This window comes from Allokutzneria albata (assembly GCF_900103775.1).
Classification (GTDB): domain Bacteria; phylum Actinomycetota; class Actinomycetes; order Mycobacteriales; family Pseudonocardiaceae; genus Allokutzneria; species Allokutzneria albata.
The window spans coordinates 2,646,186-2,661,176 of sequence record NZ_LT629701.1 but is presented as its reverse complement, the minus strand read 5'-3'; the positions used below and the strand labels follow the sequence as shown (position 1 = coordinate 2,661,176).

Here is a 14,991-nt window from a genome sequence, read left to right as displayed (position 1 = left end):
GCAGACGCTAAAATAGGAGTATGGCCCCTGCCGATATCGAAGACGACGTCGTGGCCGCCTACGCCGCGATCGGTAAGGCGGTCGCGGACTTCACCTCGACCCTGATGAAGCTCTATGACGACCTCGACCCGCAAGTGCAGCAGTACGCCGGGGATGTCCTGATGCCCCTGTTGCATGTTTCTCAGGTCAAGGGCAACAAGCTCATCGACCGCGCCATGTCGCTGCTCGACCATCCGGCTGTGTTGGAAGCGTTGTCGGACGGTCGGATCGATGAGGGCAAGGCGTTGATGATCATCGATCAGGTCAGTGTCCTCGACGCAGCCAACCAAGCGATCGCTGAACCCGTGCTGATCAACCACGCCGCGACGCATAACTACACCGCCTCTCAACGTTATGCCCGGCGGTATGTCCTCAAGCTCGACGCCGAAGCAGCCCTGCGGCGTCATGAGGAGAAGCGCAAGCAGCGGTTGGTGGAGAAGTTCAACCTCGACGACGGCATGGCCTCCCTGCGCGTCGTCCTCCCGGCCCTCGACGCGGCGCTGGCCTTCGATCGCATCGACCGGATCGCCCGGGCGCTGCCGAAGGATGACCGAACGCTGGATCAGAAACGGTCGGATGTGGCCGCGGATTTGTTGATGGGTAAGGATACTCCGGCGCCGCAGGGGGAGGTGTGTGTGAACCTGACCATGCCGATCACCAACATCCTGGGCCTGACCACAGACCCGGTCATGCTCGCCGGATACGGACCGCTGCCCGCCCCCATCGTGGCCGATGTCGCCGCCAACGGGATCTGGAAGCGCATCCTGACTGACCCCGTCACCGGCATGGCCGAGCACATCGCCACCTACCGGCCGACCCAGGCGCAACGCGAGCTGATCAACGCGCGGTATCCGACGTGCACCATGGTCGGCTGCAACCAACCGGCGCACCGTTGCGACGTGGATCATTGTTGTCCCTTCGATGGCAGCAACACCACGGTCGCGAATCTGCGGCCGAAGTGCAGGCACCATCACCGGATGAAGACCCACTCCAACTGGTCCTGTGAGAACCGCCCCGATGGGACGCATGCGTGGACCACACCGAGTGGCAAGGTGATCGAGACCGAACTCGAACCCATCGCCGAGCCCGCGCCGTTCTAGCGTGAAACCGTGACAGGTACCATCGCGGCCCACGTCTGCGTCAAGCGGTACGGCCGGGAGAGTGCCCGCGGGCACGTCCCGGAGAGGGGTGCCGGCTCAGTACTGTCCACAGTGGACCTCAAGGTCGTGGGGAAGTTCGTACTTCCGGGTGAAGGATTGCCTACGCGGCAAACGCGGTCCGTTCGTAGTTTCCGGATCGTGCAGCCCACCAACGCAGACCTCGCCGCAGTCGCCCTGCCCGCCATGCGCCTGCACCCGTCCCCCGGGCAGCCGGGAGTGGGGCAGAGCCACATCGGCGGCCCCCTGCTGTGGCCGGTCGACGAGCCCTGGCCGGAACCGGCCTACAGTGAACTCCAGCTCTACCGCAAGGACTTCCCCAGCCTGCCCTTCCCCAGGGGGACCGACCTGCTCCAGGTGTTCGTCTGCCCGGGCGGGACCCTGGACGGGCCGGGCGTGCGGGTGGTCTGGCGGTCGGCGGGGGCGGTCACGGACGTGGTGGCGGAGCCGCCGCCGCGTCCGCGCTTCGACGACGAGCACTTCCACGCCAAGCCGTGCCTGCTGGACCCGTGCCGGATCGACGAGCACCCGCTCTCCGCGAGCTTCGCGCAGGGGTGCAAGGTCGGCGGCTGGACGACCTGGTACGGCGGGGAACCGCACCACCTGCTGCGCTGCCCGGAGTGCTCGGCGGTGCGGCGGCCCCTGATCGGACTGGACACCTACGAGTTCCCGCACGAGTCGTGCTCCCACCAGCCGAAGACGGTGAACCCGGTCGGCTGGAAGTTCGGCAGCCTCGGCGCCCTCTACGTCTTCGCCTGCTCGCGCGACCCGCGGCACCCGGTGATCACGTACGAGGACTGACGGCCCAGTCGAACAGGAAACAACACGACTCCGTTCGCCGTTGGGCCGATCGGCGGTGCGGGTGTTCAAAGTTGATGAAAGCTGATCGAAGGCGTTGACACCTGTTCATCCATGAATGTGAAATGGGTCCCGGTCGATGCCCCGCCGCCTGCATCCGCCTGTTGGTCCTCCTGAGAAGGGTGTTCGACAGTGCTGTCATCCCGAAAAGCGGTCCCGCGGTTGCTGACCACCGCGGTCGCCCTGGCAACCGCCCTGCTGATGACCACCTCCGCGGCGACGGCAGCCGCACCGCGGTGGTCCTCGGCCAAACCCCGCATGGTCACCCCGTGGACCCACGAGGTGGGGCCGGACAACGCCCTGCCGGAGTACCCGCGGCCGCAGCTGGTCCGCAAGGACTGGCAGAACCTCAACGGGGTCTGGGAGTTCTCCGGCGCCACGCCCGGCCAGGCGCCGCCGGTCGGCACACCGCTGGCCGAACGGATCCTCGTGCCGTACCCGACGGAGTCGGCGCTGTCGGGCATCCAGCGGCACGAGGACCACATGTTCTACCGCCGCACCTTCACGGTGCCCCGGCACTGGCGGGTCGGCGAGAACCGGCTGAAGCTGAACTTCGGCGCGGTCGACCACAAGGCCACGGTGTGGGTCAACGGCAAGCAGGTCGCCGTGCACCAGGGCGGCTACGGCGCGTTCTCCGCCGACGTCACGGCGGCGCTGACCCCGTCGGGGCTCCAGGAGCTCATCGTCGGTGTCGAGGACCTCACCGACGCGACCTGGCAGCCGGTCGGCAAGCAGCGCAGGGTCCCTGACAAGGGCATCTTCTACGAAGGGGCCTCCGGGATCTGGCAGACGGTGTGGATGGAGCCGGTCGCCCCGGCCCGCGTCGAGACCCTGGAGATGGTGCCGGACGTGGACACCGGCACCCTCAAGCTCACCGTGAACACCGGGGGCACCGGGGCCGGGCACACCGTCGAGGCGGTCGTCCGCGACGGCGGCCGGGTGGTCAGCCGCACCGAGGGGGCCGCCGACCGGCCGATGAGTTTGCCAGTACCGCAAACGAAGCTCTGGACCCCGGACACGCCGTTCCTCTACGACCTCGACGTGGTCGTCAAGGACCGGAACCGGCCGGTCGACCGGGTGTCCTCCTACTTCGGCATGCGGGAGGTCGGCTCCACCCGGGGCAAGGACGGCAAGCTCCGGCTCACCCTGAACGGGAAGATCCTCTTCCTGATGTCCACGTTGGACCAGGGCTACTGGCCGGACGGCATCTACACGGCGCCGACCGACCGGGCGCTGCGGTTCGACCTGGAACAGCACAAGGTGCTCGGCTTCAACACGGTGCGCAAGCACATCAAGACCGAACCGGACCGCTGGTACCACCACGCGGACAGGCTCGGCCTGCTGGTGTGGCAGGACATGCCGTCGATGAAGACCGGGGGCCGTCCGCCGGTGGACGCGCAGCAGCAGTTCGAGCGGGAACTGCGCGAACTGGTGCAGCAGAAGAAGAACTGGACCTCGGTGATCGGCTGGGTGCCGTTCAACGAGGGCTGGGGCGAGTGGGACCGGGAGGCCACCGGCCGCATCGCCGACGCCGTCCGCGCCCAGGACCCGAGCAGACTGGTGAACGCGCACAGCGGGGTCAACTGCTGCGACTCCCTCGGCGACTCGGGCAAGGGGCAGGTGATCGACTGGCACGCCTACCCGGGCCCGGCCAAGCCCATGCCGGACGCCACGCGCACCGCGATCGACGGCGAGCACGGCGGCTACGGCCTGGAGGTCGAGGGCCACATGTGGTTCGGCGAAGGCCACGCGTACGAGATGGTCAAGGACTCCGAGACCCTGACCAAGCGCTACGTGCAGAACCAGAAGGACGTGCTCGCAGCCGCGCGGACGTGCGCGATCAGTGGGGCGATCTACACCCAGATCACCGATGTCGAGCACGAGGTCAACGGCTTCTTCACCTACGACAGGCAGGTGAAGAAGATGGACTTCGCGCGGGTGCGCGCGGTCAACGAGGAGATCATCCGCGGCGCGGACGGCAGCGGTGGCGGGCAGCCCGATCCCGGGCCGGGCACCCCCGGGCTGAACGGGGTGCACGCCTACAAGTTCGACGAGGGCGGCGGGACCGCGGCCAAGGACGCGGTCGGAACGGCGCACGCGACGCTGACCAACGCGACCTGGACGAGCGGGGTGACCGGCGGCGCCGTGGCCTTCGCGGGCAATGGCCAGGCCGACACCGGGGTCAGCCAGGTCGACACCGCCGGGAGCTACTCGGTGTCGGCGTGGGCCAAGCTCGACGAGGCCGGGGGCGCGTTCCAGACGGTGGTCAGCCAGGACACCGGCCGGGACAGCGCGTTCTTCCTCCAGTACTCCGGACAGGACCAGCGGTGGGCGATGAGCTTCGTCGGCCTCCGCGCGCTGTCGCCGGCCAAGCCCGAAGTGGGGAAGTGGTACCACCTCACCGGGGTCCGGGACGCCAAGGCGGGGACGCTCTCGCTCTACGTCGACGGGGCCAAGGTCGCCGAGCAGAACGCGTGCACGGCGCCGAAGTCCACCGGCGCCACCGTGATCGGCCGCGGCCAGTACGGCGGCAACCAGGTCGACCACCTGCGCGGCGCCGTCGACGACGTCCGCGTCTTCGACCGGGCACTCAGCCCGGCCGAGGTCGCCACCCTCGCCCGCCGCTAGCGGAACGGAGCCGAGGACCCCGTTTTGTACGCTGGACTCCATGGGCGGCGTGCAGAACGGGGTTCGGCTCCGGTACATGACCGAGGCGGAGTACGAGTCGTTCCGCCGCCGCGCCGTGGCCGACTACGCCGCCTTCAACGTCGAGGCCGGGAACTGGGACGCCGAGGGCGCACCGGAGCGGGCAGCGGCCGAGCAGGAGAAACTGCTCCCGCACGGTATCGCGACCCCGGGCCACCACCTCTTCACCGCGCGCGACGGGGACACCGTGGTCGGCACGCTCTGGATCGCCGAGCGCGGCGAGGGCACCGGTCGCTTCGCCTACATCTACGAGATCCACGTCGCGGAAAGCCTGCGCGGCAAAGGATACGGCGAGGCGATCATGCGTGCCGCCGAGGGGGAGGCCGACGCGTTGGGCGTGGACACGATCAAGCTCAACGTGCACGCGCACAACGCGGCGGCGCGGTCGCTCTACACCAAGCTCGGCTACGGCGAGGCCACCATCCTGATGACCAAGCGGCTCACCTGAACCGCCCTGCGTGCTCGGACACCCACCGGGCGAACGTCCGTGCCGGACGGCCGAGCACCCGCTCCACGGTGTCGTCGACGGTGACGGCCTCCGCGGGCGGAGCGGCGTACCACCCGATCACGTAGTCGGCGTCCGCCCGCGACACCCCGGTGGACATCAGTCGCTCGACCGCCTGCTCGTGCGTGATCTGGACGAAGTCGATGTCGCGGCCGATCTCCTCGGACAGCAACGAGATCCGCTCGCGCGGGGTCAGCGCCGCCGGACCGGTGAGGTTGTACGCGCGCCCCGAATGACCGTCCTCCAACAGCGCCACCGCGCCCACGGCGGCGATGTCCGCCTCGTGCACGAGTGCGCTGGGCATGTCGTACGGCTCCCGCACCACGCCTTCGGTCCGCACGGAGTCGGCCCAGGTCAACGTGTTGGACATGAACTCCTGCGCTTCCAGGCGGGTCCACTCCACACCGGACTCCGCGACGGCCTGCTCGGTGGGACCCACGAAACCACCCCACAGCACGGTGATCCGCCGGACACCCGCGTCCACGGCGCGCTGGACGAGCTTCGGGCCGACCTCGGCGAGCCCGGCGGTCACCGTGATGTGCAAGCGGTCGACGCCGTCGAAGGCGCCGTCCAAGGTCTCCGGCGCGGTGTGCGTGCCGGTCACCAGCTCCACTTCGGCCGGGAGCCCGGCCTTCGCCGGGTTCCGCGTCAGCGCGCGGACCCGCTCTCCCCGGCGGAGCAGTTCCGCCACGACGTGCCTGCCGGTGTTCCCGGTGGCGCCCGTCACCACTGTCGTCATGGTCGCCTTCCTTTCCTCGCCGTGGACGCTAGGAACTCAAGCGCGATTGAGGTCAAGGGGTGCGCGGACGTGACACGGATGCCGACGTGATGGTCCATTCACGTGATCTTGGTTGGAGGACCGACAGGTCTGCCCGGTGTGACACGTATTCCTTTCGAGCCAGAGACCTGGCACGAGCCTCCCGGAGTTCGACCGGGCCTGCCCTGGCGGAGGCTCACCGCGTCACCGCCGGCTTCGTGGGCGATCACTTGTTCGGCCGCGGGGTCGCTGGCCGTCTTGATGTGCCCGGTACAGGAAGCAAGACCCACCACGGCAAGGGAACAAGGATGAAGCTATTGCGCAACGTGGCAGCGGCCGGGCTGGCCGGCGCCATCGCACTGACCGGCGGCACGGCGACCCAGGCGGCGACGGGGCCCCAGCGCGCACCCGAAGTGCAGGTGGCAACGCAGATCGGTCAGATGGACGCGACCTTCCTGAAGACGTCGCATCAGGGCAACCTCTTCGAGTTCGTGCTGGGTCGCATGGCGACGGAGAGGGGCCGCTCCGCGGCCGTGCGCTGCCTGGGGCACCTGTTCGTCCGCGATCACCACAACCTGGACCAGAAGCTGGTCGTGGTCGCGACGCGCGAGCGGCTGGCGCTGCCCCACACCCTCTCGCGCGCGCAGCGGGCGATCATCAGTGACCTGGTGCGCAGGACCAGGGCGGACTTCGACCGAGCCTGGGTGCGGACGCAGATCACCATCCAGCGGCAGACGGTGCGGCTCATCCACCAGGAACTCCGCTTCGGCAGGTCGGCCGAGGTGAAGCAGGTGGCGAGGGAAGCCCTCCCGACCGTCCACAAGCACCTGGCGCTGCTGCACCACGGGTTGCAGCAGGCGTGCGCGCAGTGAGGCCCGACTCGGCCGCACATCGCTGAACTCGACTGGTCGACCCGACTCAGGTGGGGACGGACGAGACCGATCTCGTCGTCCTCGCCTGAGTCGCTCGTCGTGCGGGCGAGGGGACGCGGGGCCGCCGCGGCAGGTGCGCGCTCTGGATCTTGGTCCGCGGTTGTCCGACGGGGGCTCGGCCGACGGCGGTGGCCGAGCCCCCGTCGCGTCTACTGATCAGCGCGGGGTGGCGTGGAATTCCGGACCGACGGCTAATGCATCGTCGCCCTGTTCCACGATATGGCCCGTCGAGCAGCCCTTTCTCGCATAACCGACGGAGTGTCGTACCGCTGCTTCGTGGGCAGCCTTCTGATTCCGTGTCCGCTCACGTGAATGCGCTGAGCTCAGTTTTCTTGCTGCCACCGCTCGAGGTGGCAAAGAGGGGCGGGTATGCCGTGTCGATCGTGGTGGTGTTCTGGAGGGGGACTCGACGCCGGCCGCGGACCCGCGCATTTTTGCGTCTTTCTGCTCGTCGTGCTTCAGGTTGTGCGGAGGTGGTACTTGCCTTGCCGATCCGGAGGTCGAGCGCGTGATCTGTTTCAGCTGGCGCCCAGAAGCATTCTGTACTCATGGCGGAACTGGCGAACCGAAGCTTCCTTCTGGTACGGGTCCAGACGTCGTGAAAAGACGCGAAGTGCTTGCCTGCTGCGATCGCTCTTGATCGTCTCAAGTCGCCTGACGGCGTCCGAGGCCGTTGCCAGTGCCAGGTCGAGCTCGCCCTGCTGCAGCTGCGCGCACGCGAGGACGGATTGGCTGATGGCGTGCCTGCGGCCGAGTTTGCCGTTCCGTTGCGCCGACGACGAGGCGAAGCGTCCGGCATTGACGGAGTCGCCCAGATCGCGGAAGCAGAAGGCCATTTCGGCGGACAGATAGGCCTGATTGAGGTAGCGCACCCACTCGGATTCCTGCTCCGGTCCCTTGCTGCGATCCAACGCGTTCTCCGCCTTGCTGATCGCCGCTGCGGTTTCGCGTTGTTCACCGAGAGCGGCGTGCGCCCTCGCCCGCATGATGTGCAGCCGCATCAAACCGAGCGGGCTTCCCGAGTTGGTTGTGCTCGCCAGCCCGACACGAGCCAGCTGGACCCCCTCGTCGGGATTGCCCATCGTCGTCGCCAGATGGGACAGGCCCGCCAGGATCTGCCCGCCCAGCACCAGGTCCTTCCCCTCCTCGCACAGGCGCAGCGCCTGGACCATGTAGCGCTGGGCCAGTCCGTAGTGCCCGTCGTCGTAGCACATCCAGCCGGTCATCGCGGCCAGCTTCGCCGCGGAGACGAACAGCTGCGCGCGCACCGGACCGGGGTGCGACTTCTCCAGCATCGGCAGGACCTCGGCCGTGAGGTAGTGGATCGTGGCACCCCGCGCATAACCGCCGCCATAGCGATTGTCCAGCTCGTCGAAGATGCCGATCATCGATCGCAATCCCACGATCGTGTCCTTGACGCCGGCGTCGGCAAGTCGCTGTGCGCTGTCCTCCAAGGCGGAGATCATCCATCCCCGCTGAGGCGCGACCATCGCGGAGGCCACGAAAGGTGCGAGCTGCAACAGTGTACGACGGTTCATATCCTCTAACCCTAAGCCGAGTTCGGTCAACGTGCTGACGGTATTGCTCACGTCCGAGGGATAAGCAAGGCTGCGCGCCAGGCACAAAGGTTCCTGGGGGTCGGCGAGGCCGGCCTCCAGGAGGGTGACGGGACGCCCCAATTTCTGGCTCAACGCCTCGACTATGAGGTATCGGATGGGTATCCGGGGCTGCGTCCCCTTGAGCCAATGGCTCACTGCTGTCTTGTCGTATTGCAAGGTCAGCCCGCGTAGCCTGCCGAGTTCGTTGATCCTTCGCGCGAGTCCGGCGTTGGAACTCCCGGCATCTCGGATCAGGCAGGACAGCTTGCTGTTCGATATCCCCGTTCTGGACATGATGCACATCGTGTCGTGAAAACGTCGTCTTGACCAGTTCAGGTCCACCTGAACGGCCCAGTTTTCAACCCTGGTTCAACCGTTCAACCGTTATTAGCTCTGGTGAAAGTCCTTGAGCAGGGGTTTCCTGTAATTGAGCGTCGACCCGCGAGACGTTCGGGTTCCGAAACTATCGCGGGAACGCATGTTGAGCTGCGGGGCCGGCGAAACACCGGCTCCGGGGAAGTCGCGACGAAGCGTTCGACCCGTTGCCCCCCGACAGCGTTGCGTCGCGTCGCAAATAGAGAGGAGTTCTCATGTTCTGACAGTGAGACCACGCCGGTCCCGCGCCACCGTGTCCCGCCCGCCGGGCGCGACCGGCATGCCGGGGGACGCGAGCGGAGCCCGCCCAGCACACGGCGCCGTTCGCGTCCCCCACCCCACCCCAGGTGCCCGTAACGAAGTGGAGGAACAGCGAAGTGAGAGCTCGGTTGCGCGGTTGTCAGGTCGGCGGTTCGGTGAGCTACGAGCCGGATCGGGACCACGACCTGGTCAAGCGTCAGATCGCCAGGTACCTCTGCCCCGGTCGCTGGAACGCGAAGGGAACGCATGAGTTCGAGGTCCTGTTCGCCGCCGAGGGCACGGTCGTCCCCGGCGAGTGGCAGTGCCGACAGCACGGAGTGGAGGGGACGCTGATCGATCCCGCTCGGCCGGGACCGGTCAAGCGCAAGCCCGAGCGCACTCACACGCACTGGGACATGCTCTGCGAGCGCCGCTCCGCCGCCAGGCTGGAGGAGCTGGTCGAGGAGCGTCTGCTCCTGCTGCGCAACGGCACCGCCGAGGAGCTCCCGCCGACCCGGCGCGCACCGCTGCAGCACCGCCGCGGTGGAAGGTGACGTTGCCGGGGTGCGGCAGGACCGGCGGGTTCGTTGACCACCCGGCCGACGTGCCCCGGCACTGACCCGCTACCTGCTGAGGCAGCAGAGCGAAGGAGAGCCCGGTGAGGACAGGACGAGGTCCCCACCGAGCTCTGTCGAGGAGTGGCCGCGGCCCCGAAGCCGGGGTCGCGGGGTCAGCAGACGCGCAGCGCCTGGCGCACCTGCTCCAGGTGTTTCCGGACGGTGAGGCTGATGTCCCGCGCCAGCCGCTTCGCCTCGGCCGACTGACCGTGCAGGAGCTCCTGGCGGGCCAGTTCCAGCACCTGCCGGTGGGTGCTGGCCTGCGCTTGGAGCCAGGCGCGGTCGAAGCCGTCGCCCGACTTCATCGCGAGACCTCCGACGACCGCCTCCTGCTCGGGGTCCGGGCCGCTGGGAAGTGCCACCCGCGCCCGCAGCGCGAGCTGGCGGATCTTGTGGTCCAGCTGGTTGCGGTTGCGCCCGATGTCGCCGCCGAGGCGGCGCACGGCCGGGCAGCGGCCCTTGTCCACGGCCATCACCCCCTTCGCGATGCCGAAGAGACTGGCCTGGTGCGTCTTCTGCAGGAACGACTCGTCGGTCCTGTTGCCCTGCCGGGTGTCGGCCGCCTGCCGGGCCTCGGCCGACGTGGTGAGGCCGGCGGAGGGCGGCCTCGTCGCCTCAGCGGTGGAGCTTCCGATCATGAGCAGCGCGTAGGCCAGCCCGGCCGCCGTTACAAGGCGCAGTGGCATCATGGTTGTTCCCTGTTGTGGTTGGTCTTCCGGTTTGCGCGGACGCACGCACGCGGCCGAGGATCACGGGCCCGGCCGTTCGACTTCGGGCGCATCCGTTCTGCCAGACGGGATACGCCTCACCTCATCGAGTTCTGTCGGGGTCCCGGCCAGGATCACGCAAATGGATCGCCGGGCCAGTTCCGGGACGTCCCGAGGTGCGGGTCGAGCAGGCACCCCTTGGTCGGATCGGGCGCGAACCGGATGAGTAGCCCGCCGCTCCAGGTCCACAGTGGACGGTGCGGGGCGGGAACGCCACGACGGCTCGCCTGAGCCCGCTGTCCAGGTGGTGGAGGCACTGCGCTGATCCGCCCTTTGGGGAAGGACTTCCCCCGGGGGCGGCGCAGTTGCGGCAAGATCGGAGGCGTGGGTACGCGGGTTGTGGTGATCGGTGGCGGGCTGGCGGGAATGGTGACGGCGGCCGCGTTGCGGCACCGGTTCGACGAGGTGGTTCTGCTGGAGCGCGACAAGCTGCCCACGGGCGCGGAGGTCCGCAGGGGCGTGCCGCAGGCCAGGCACGCGCACCTGCTGGTCTCCGGTGGAGCGCGGGTCGTCGACTCCCTGGTGCCCGGCTTCCTGAACCGGATGCTCGCGGAGGGCGCGCACCGGGTCAACGCTCCGGGGGATCTCGTCACGATGGTCGTGGGGTGGATGCCGCGGCGGGCCGGGTCGCAGTTCCTGCTCTCGTCCTCGCGCGCCCTGCTGGACTGGGTCCTGCGCGACATGGTGTCGCGGGACCCGCGCGTGCAGATCCGCGCCGAGAGCCCGGCGGTCGAACTGATCGGCGACGCGAAGCGGGTCCGGGGCGTGCGCGGCCCGGACGGCGTCCTGGAGGCCGATCTCGTCGTCGACACCGCCGGGAGGGGGAGTCGTACGCCGAAGTGGCTCGCCGAACTGGGCGTCGGGAAGGTGCGCACGGAGGTCATCGACTCCGGGCTCGCGTACGCCACGAGGGTGTTCCTGGCCCCGGAGGCGGCGCGGACCCGCTTCCCCGTGGTGAACGTGCAGGCCAACTCCCGGATTCCGGAGCCGGGGCGCGGCGGCGTGCTGCTGCCGATGGAGAACGGGCGCTGGATCGTCACGCTCGCCGGGACCCGCGGCGGCGAGCCACCGGCCACTGTGGACGGTTACACGGACTTCGCGATGAACCGGATTCGCCACCCGATCCTGGGTGAGCTGATCGCGCGTGCCGAACCGCTCACCGGGGTCCACGGGACGCGGACGACGTCGAACCAGCGGCACCGCTACGACGAGCTGGACCTGCCGGAAGGCCTTGTCGCACTGGGGGACTCGGTTTCGGCGTTCAACCCCGTCTACGGGCACGGCATGTCCATCTCCGCGCACTGCGCGTTCGTGCTGCGCGCGGTGCTCGCCGACGGCGGCTCCACCCGGCAGGCGCAGCGGGCGATCTTCCGGATCGGCGCGGGCCCGTGGGGGATGGCCACCGGCATGGACATGCACTTCCCGAACGTCCGCGGGGTGCAGCCCGGTCCGCTCGACCGGCTGCGTCGGGCCTACTCCGATCGGATGGGCCTGACCGCCGTCAGTCGGCCGCGCGTGTACGACGCGATGACCGCCACGTACATGCTCGCCAAGCCGATGGCGTCGTTGATGGCGCCAGGAGTGCTGCTAGACGTGCTGCGCGGGCCGATCGACCCGCCGCTGGCCGAGCCGCCGCTGACCACCGACGAACGTCGCAGGGCCGGTTTGTGAGCTTCCCCGGCGTTGACAGAGGGTCGCTGCGCGGTCACGATGAGAGCGCTCTCGCGCCGGGTTCGCGGGAGCTGCCGCCTCGTTGCCCGACCCTGCACTCAACGAGGAGTGACCCTTGCGAACGAGACTGCTCTCGTGGCTGGCGGCGACCGCGGTTCTGCTCGGTGTGACCGCGGTTCCGGCCCAGGCCGCGCCGAGCCTGCTGCCGCTGACCGTCACCAACAACTCCGGCCGCGCCGACCAGGTCCACCTGTACGTCCTGGGCGTCTACAACGGCCGCCTCGGCCACGTGAACGCCGCCGGTGCCTTCACGCCGTGGTCCGGCGGCGGGAACCCGCCCGTGCCCGCGCCGGACGTGTCCATCGCCGGCCCGGGCCAGGGCGGGTCGAGGACGCTGAACATCCCGATCAACCTCGCGGGCGGCCGGCTGTACATGTCCTTCGGGGAGAAGCTGAAGTTCTTCCTCACCCCGGACGGCCTGGTGCAGCCCGCGCCGTGGAACCCCAGCGACCCCAACCGGAACATCCTCTTCGACTGGAGCGAGTTCACCTACAACAACGGCGGGCTGTGGCTGAACTCCTCGCAGGTGGACATGTTCAGCGTGCCGCACGCGGTGGAGGTCACCGCGAGCACCGGCCAGGTGAAGAAGACCGGTGAGCTGGTCGGCAACGGCCGCAACAGGATCTTCGACGGTCTGCGGAACCAGGGCGGGGACTGGGGCAGGCTGGTCCACACCCGCCCCGACGGCACCCGCGTGCGAGCGCTGGCCCCGCGGCTGGGCATCGAGTCGGGCATCTTCGGCGGCACCTACTTCGACAGCTACACGCAGAGCGCCTGGAACACCTACCGCACCACCGACCTCACGGTGGTGCCGTACGAGAACGAGCCGGGCAAGAAGTTCATCGGCCGCACCGACGGTGGCGGAGTCATGCACTTCACCAACACCGCCGGGGCGCGGGTGGCGTCCTTCCAGCAGCCCAGCTCCCGGGACATCTTCGGCTGCGACGGCAGGCTGGCGGCGCCGAACAACGACATCGGCGCCATCGCACGAACCCTGTGCGCGGCGCTGCACCGCTCGACGCTGGGCTTCCTGCACACCCAGCCCACGGTGAACCCGGCGGAGTTCTACACCCGCGCGATCACCGACCACTACTCGAAGATCATCCACGCGAACATGGTGGACGGCAAGGCCTACGGCTTCGCCTTCGACGACGTGGGCCACTTCGAGTCGCTGGTCCACGACGGGAACCCGCGCTCCGCCAGGGTGGTCCTCACTCCGTTCTGATCTGCCGGAGGGGGCGCACCGCGGGGCCCTGCAGCACGGAGCCGTCGAGTCCGAAGCGCGAACCGTGGCACGGGCAGTCCCACGTCCGGTCCCCGTCGTTGAACGCGACGAGACAGCCGAGATGGGTGCAGCGAGCGGACACCTTGTGCAGCTCGCCGTCCTCGGACCGGTAGGCCGCGACCGGGTGCGCTCCCTCCGTGGTGACCTTGGCCTCGCCGGGAGCGAGGCCGTCCACCACGCTGTGCGCCACCGCCGACACGTGGTCGCCCACGAACCGGGCGGCCACGTGGGCGTTGGCCGCGACGAGCTTCGGCACCGACTGCTTGAGGTTGAGCCGGAGCGGGTCGTAGAGGTGCTCGTACGGGTTCTCCACGCCGGTGATCAGGTCGTGCAGGAGCAGTCCCGCGAGCGTGCCGTTGCTCATCCCCCAGTGCGCGAAGCCCGTCGCGACCCAGACGGTGCGCGTGCCGGGGTGGAAGCGGCCGATGTAGGGCAGCGAGTCCGGTGTGGTCAGGTCGTGCGCCATCCACCGGTAGTCCGGCTCGCCGACACCGAAGCGGGTCCCCGCCCACGCCGCGAGGCGCCGGAACCGTTCCGCCACAGGGGCTCCCTGGTCCACGAGGTGCCCTTCACCGCCGATGATCAGCAGGTCCTTGCCGTCGCCGTGGGGCGTGGTGCGGACGGAGTGGCCGGTGTCCTCGGCGAGGTACATGCCGCTCGGCCCGGTGCCCTCGTCGATCACCGAGGCCACCACGAGGTCGCGCTTGGGTTGCAGGCGCGCGAAGAACAGCCCGCGGTCGAAGATCGGGTAGTGCGTCGCGACGACCACGTGTTCCGCGCGGATCTCACCCGCCGTCGTCTCGACGACGTTCGGCGAGCCCTCGGTCAGGCCGGTCGCGCGCGTTCCCGTGCGGATGTAGCTGCCCTCACCGGGAATGTGCTGCGCCAAGCCCAGCAGCCACGACCGGGGGTGGAACTGCGCCTGATCGGGCAGCCGCACCGCGCTCTCCACCGCGTACGGGAGGCCGACTTCGTCCACATAGGACGCACTGAGTCCTGCGGTGACCGCTGCCTCGGCCTCCTCGTTCAGCTTGCGGTGCTCGGCGTAGAGGTAGTTGACCCGCCGGGAGAGGTCGCACTCGATGCCCAGGCTCGCGCTCTCTGCGAAGATCCACGCCATCGCGAGTTCCTGGCTGCGCGCATAGGCCTGCGCCACCTTCGCGGAGTACGAGGAGAGGAGCTTGCCGTAGATCGCCCCGTGCTGGGCGGTGATCTTCGCGGTGGTGTGCCCGGTGACCCCGGCCGCCAGTTCGCCCGCCTCCACCAGCGCGACGCGCCTGCCCGCGCGCTTGAGCAGGTAGGCGGTGGTGATCCCGGCGATACCGGCCCCGATCACCACGACGTCCACTTCGGACGGATCGGGGCCGGTGCCGTAGGACGGGGAGGTCGTACTCGATATCCAGTACGAGACGGACATGTCACCC

The 14,991-nt window shown here is 68.9% G+C and carries 12 protein-coding genes; 8 read left to right on the top strand and 4 right to left on the bottom strand.

Annotated features, from left to right (window positions below; all coding sequences use genetic code 11):
• The first annotated feature begins 20 nt into the window (after window positions 1-20).
• The 4 genes from BLT28_RS11915 to BLT28_RS11900 all read left to right on the top strand — a co-directional run bounded on the left by BLT28_RS11915 (window position 21) and on the right by BLT28_RS11900 (window position 5,208).
• Window positions 21-1,139, top strand: a complete 1,119-nt coding sequence (locus BLT28_RS11915) for an HNH endonuclease signature motif containing protein (RefSeq protein ID WP_083383723.1) — start codon at window positions 21-23, stop codon at window positions 1,137-1,139.
• Between the two features lie 198 nt (window positions 1,140-1,337).
• On the top strand, window positions 1,338-1,997 hold the full coding sequence (locus BLT28_RS11910) for a YwqG family protein (RefSeq protein ID WP_052407954.1): 660 nt from the start codon (window positions 1,338-1,340) through the stop codon (window positions 1,995-1,997).
• 258 nt (window positions 1,998-2,255) lie between these two features.
• Window positions 2,256-4,682 carry a glycoside hydrolase family 2 gene (locus tag BLT28_RS11905; RefSeq protein WP_030432442.1) on the top strand — a complete coding sequence of 809 codons (2,427 nt, stop codon included), beginning with the start codon at window positions 2,256-2,258 and terminating at the stop codon, window positions 4,680-4,682.
• Between the two features lie 40 nt (window positions 4,683-4,722).
• Complete coding sequence (locus BLT28_RS11900; protein ID WP_052407955.1) at window positions 4,723-5,208, top strand: GNAT family N-acetyltransferase; 486 nt, start codon at window positions 4,723-4,725, stop codon at window positions 5,206-5,208.
• Here the strand turns inward: BLT28_RS11900 and BLT28_RS11895 are convergent.
• On the bottom strand, window positions 5,201-6,004 hold the full coding sequence (locus BLT28_RS11895) for an NmrA family NAD(P)-binding protein (RefSeq protein WP_030432444.1): 804 nt from the start codon (window positions 6,002-6,004) through the stop codon (window positions 5,201-5,203). The two genes, BLT28_RS11900 and BLT28_RS11895, sit on opposite strands and share 8 nt — an antisense overlap.
• A 344-nt stretch (window positions 6,005-6,348) precedes the next feature.
• On the opposite strand from BLT28_RS11895, the gene BLT28_RS11890 reads away from it, so the two are divergent.
• Window positions 6,349-6,894 carry a DUF4142 domain-containing protein gene (locus BLT28_RS11890; RefSeq protein WP_231950853.1) on the top strand — a complete coding sequence of 182 codons (546 nt, stop codon included), beginning with the start codon at window positions 6,349-6,351 and terminating at the stop codon, window positions 6,892-6,894.
• 578 nt (window positions 6,895-7,472) lie between these two features.
• Here BLT28_RS11890 and BLT28_RS11885 read toward each other — a convergent pair.
• On the bottom strand, window positions 7,473-8,846 hold the full coding sequence (locus BLT28_RS11885; RefSeq protein ID WP_030432446.1) for a hypothetical protein: 1,374 nt from the start codon (window positions 8,844-8,846) through the stop codon (window positions 7,473-7,475).
• A gap of 458 nt (window positions 8,847-9,304) precedes the next feature.
• Between BLT28_RS11885 and BLT28_RS11880 the strand changes: the two genes are divergently transcribed.
• Entirely contained in the window at window positions 9,305-9,721 is a 417-nt protein-coding gene (locus tag BLT28_RS11880) for an RNA polymerase-binding protein RbpA (protein ID WP_052407956.1), read from the top strand.
• A 176-nt stretch (window positions 9,722-9,897) separates the two neighbouring features.
• Here the strand turns inward: BLT28_RS11880 and BLT28_RS11875 are convergent, their stop codons facing one another.
• Window positions 9,898-10,473, bottom strand: coding sequence for a DUF4142 domain-containing protein (locus tag BLT28_RS11875; protein WP_030432448.1), 576 nt, complete (start codon window positions 10,471-10,473; stop codon window positions 9,898-9,900).
• Between the two features lie 402 nt (window positions 10,474-10,875).
• On the opposite strand from BLT28_RS11875, the gene BLT28_RS11870 reads away from it, so the two are divergent.
• On the top strand, window positions 10,876-12,222 hold the full coding sequence (locus tag BLT28_RS11870) for an FAD-dependent oxidoreductase (RefSeq protein ID WP_197684018.1): 1,347 nt from the start codon (window positions 10,876-10,878) through the stop codon (window positions 12,220-12,222).
• 115 nt (window positions 12,223-12,337) lie between these two features.
• Window positions 12,338-13,507: a beta-1,3-glucanase family protein gene (locus BLT28_RS11865; protein ID WP_030432450.1), complete on the top strand. Its 1,170-nt coding sequence runs from the start codon at window positions 12,338-12,340 to the stop codon at window positions 13,505-13,507.
• On the opposite strand, the gene BLT28_RS11860 is transcribed toward BLT28_RS11865, so the two are convergent.
• Window positions 13,494-14,984: an FAD-dependent oxidoreductase gene (locus tag BLT28_RS11860; protein WP_030432451.1), complete on the bottom strand. Its 1,491-nt coding sequence runs from the start codon at window positions 14,982-14,984 to the stop codon at window positions 13,494-13,496. The two genes, BLT28_RS11865 and BLT28_RS11860, sit on opposite strands and share 14 nt — an antisense overlap.
• Window positions 14,985-14,991: the final 7 nt, after the last annotated feature.

What these genes read in the sequence shown, in the direction of transcription:
- BLT28_RS11895 (WP_030432444.1), bottom strand. Translation starts at nt 6,004, where the DNA reads ATGACGACAGTGGTGACGGGCGCCACCGGGAACACCGGCAGGCACGTC.
- BLT28_RS11900 (WP_052407955.1), top strand. Translation starts at nt 4,723, where the DNA reads ATGGGCGGCGTGCAGAACGGGGTTCGGCTCCGGTACATGACCGAGGCG.
- BLT28_RS11860 (WP_030432451.1), bottom strand. Translation starts at nt 14,984, where the DNA reads ATGTCCGTCTCGTACTGGATATCGAGTACGACCTCCCCGTCCTACGGC.
- BLT28_RS11885 (WP_030432446.1), bottom strand. Translation starts at nt 8,846, where the DNA reads ATGTCCAGAACGGGGATATCGAACAGCAAGCTGTCCTGCCTGATCCGA.
- BLT28_RS11905 (WP_030432442.1), top strand. Translation starts at nt 2,256, where the DNA reads ATGACCACCTCCGCGGCGACGGCAGCCGCACCGCGGTGGTCCTCGGCC.
- BLT28_RS11875 (WP_030432448.1), bottom strand. Translation starts at nt 10,473, where the DNA reads ATGATGCCACTGCGCCTTGTAACGGCGGCCGGGCTGGCCTACGCGCTG.
- BLT28_RS11915 (WP_083383723.1), top strand. Translation starts at nt 21, where the DNA reads ATGGCCCCTGCCGATATCGAAGACGACGTCGTGGCCGCCTACGCCGCG.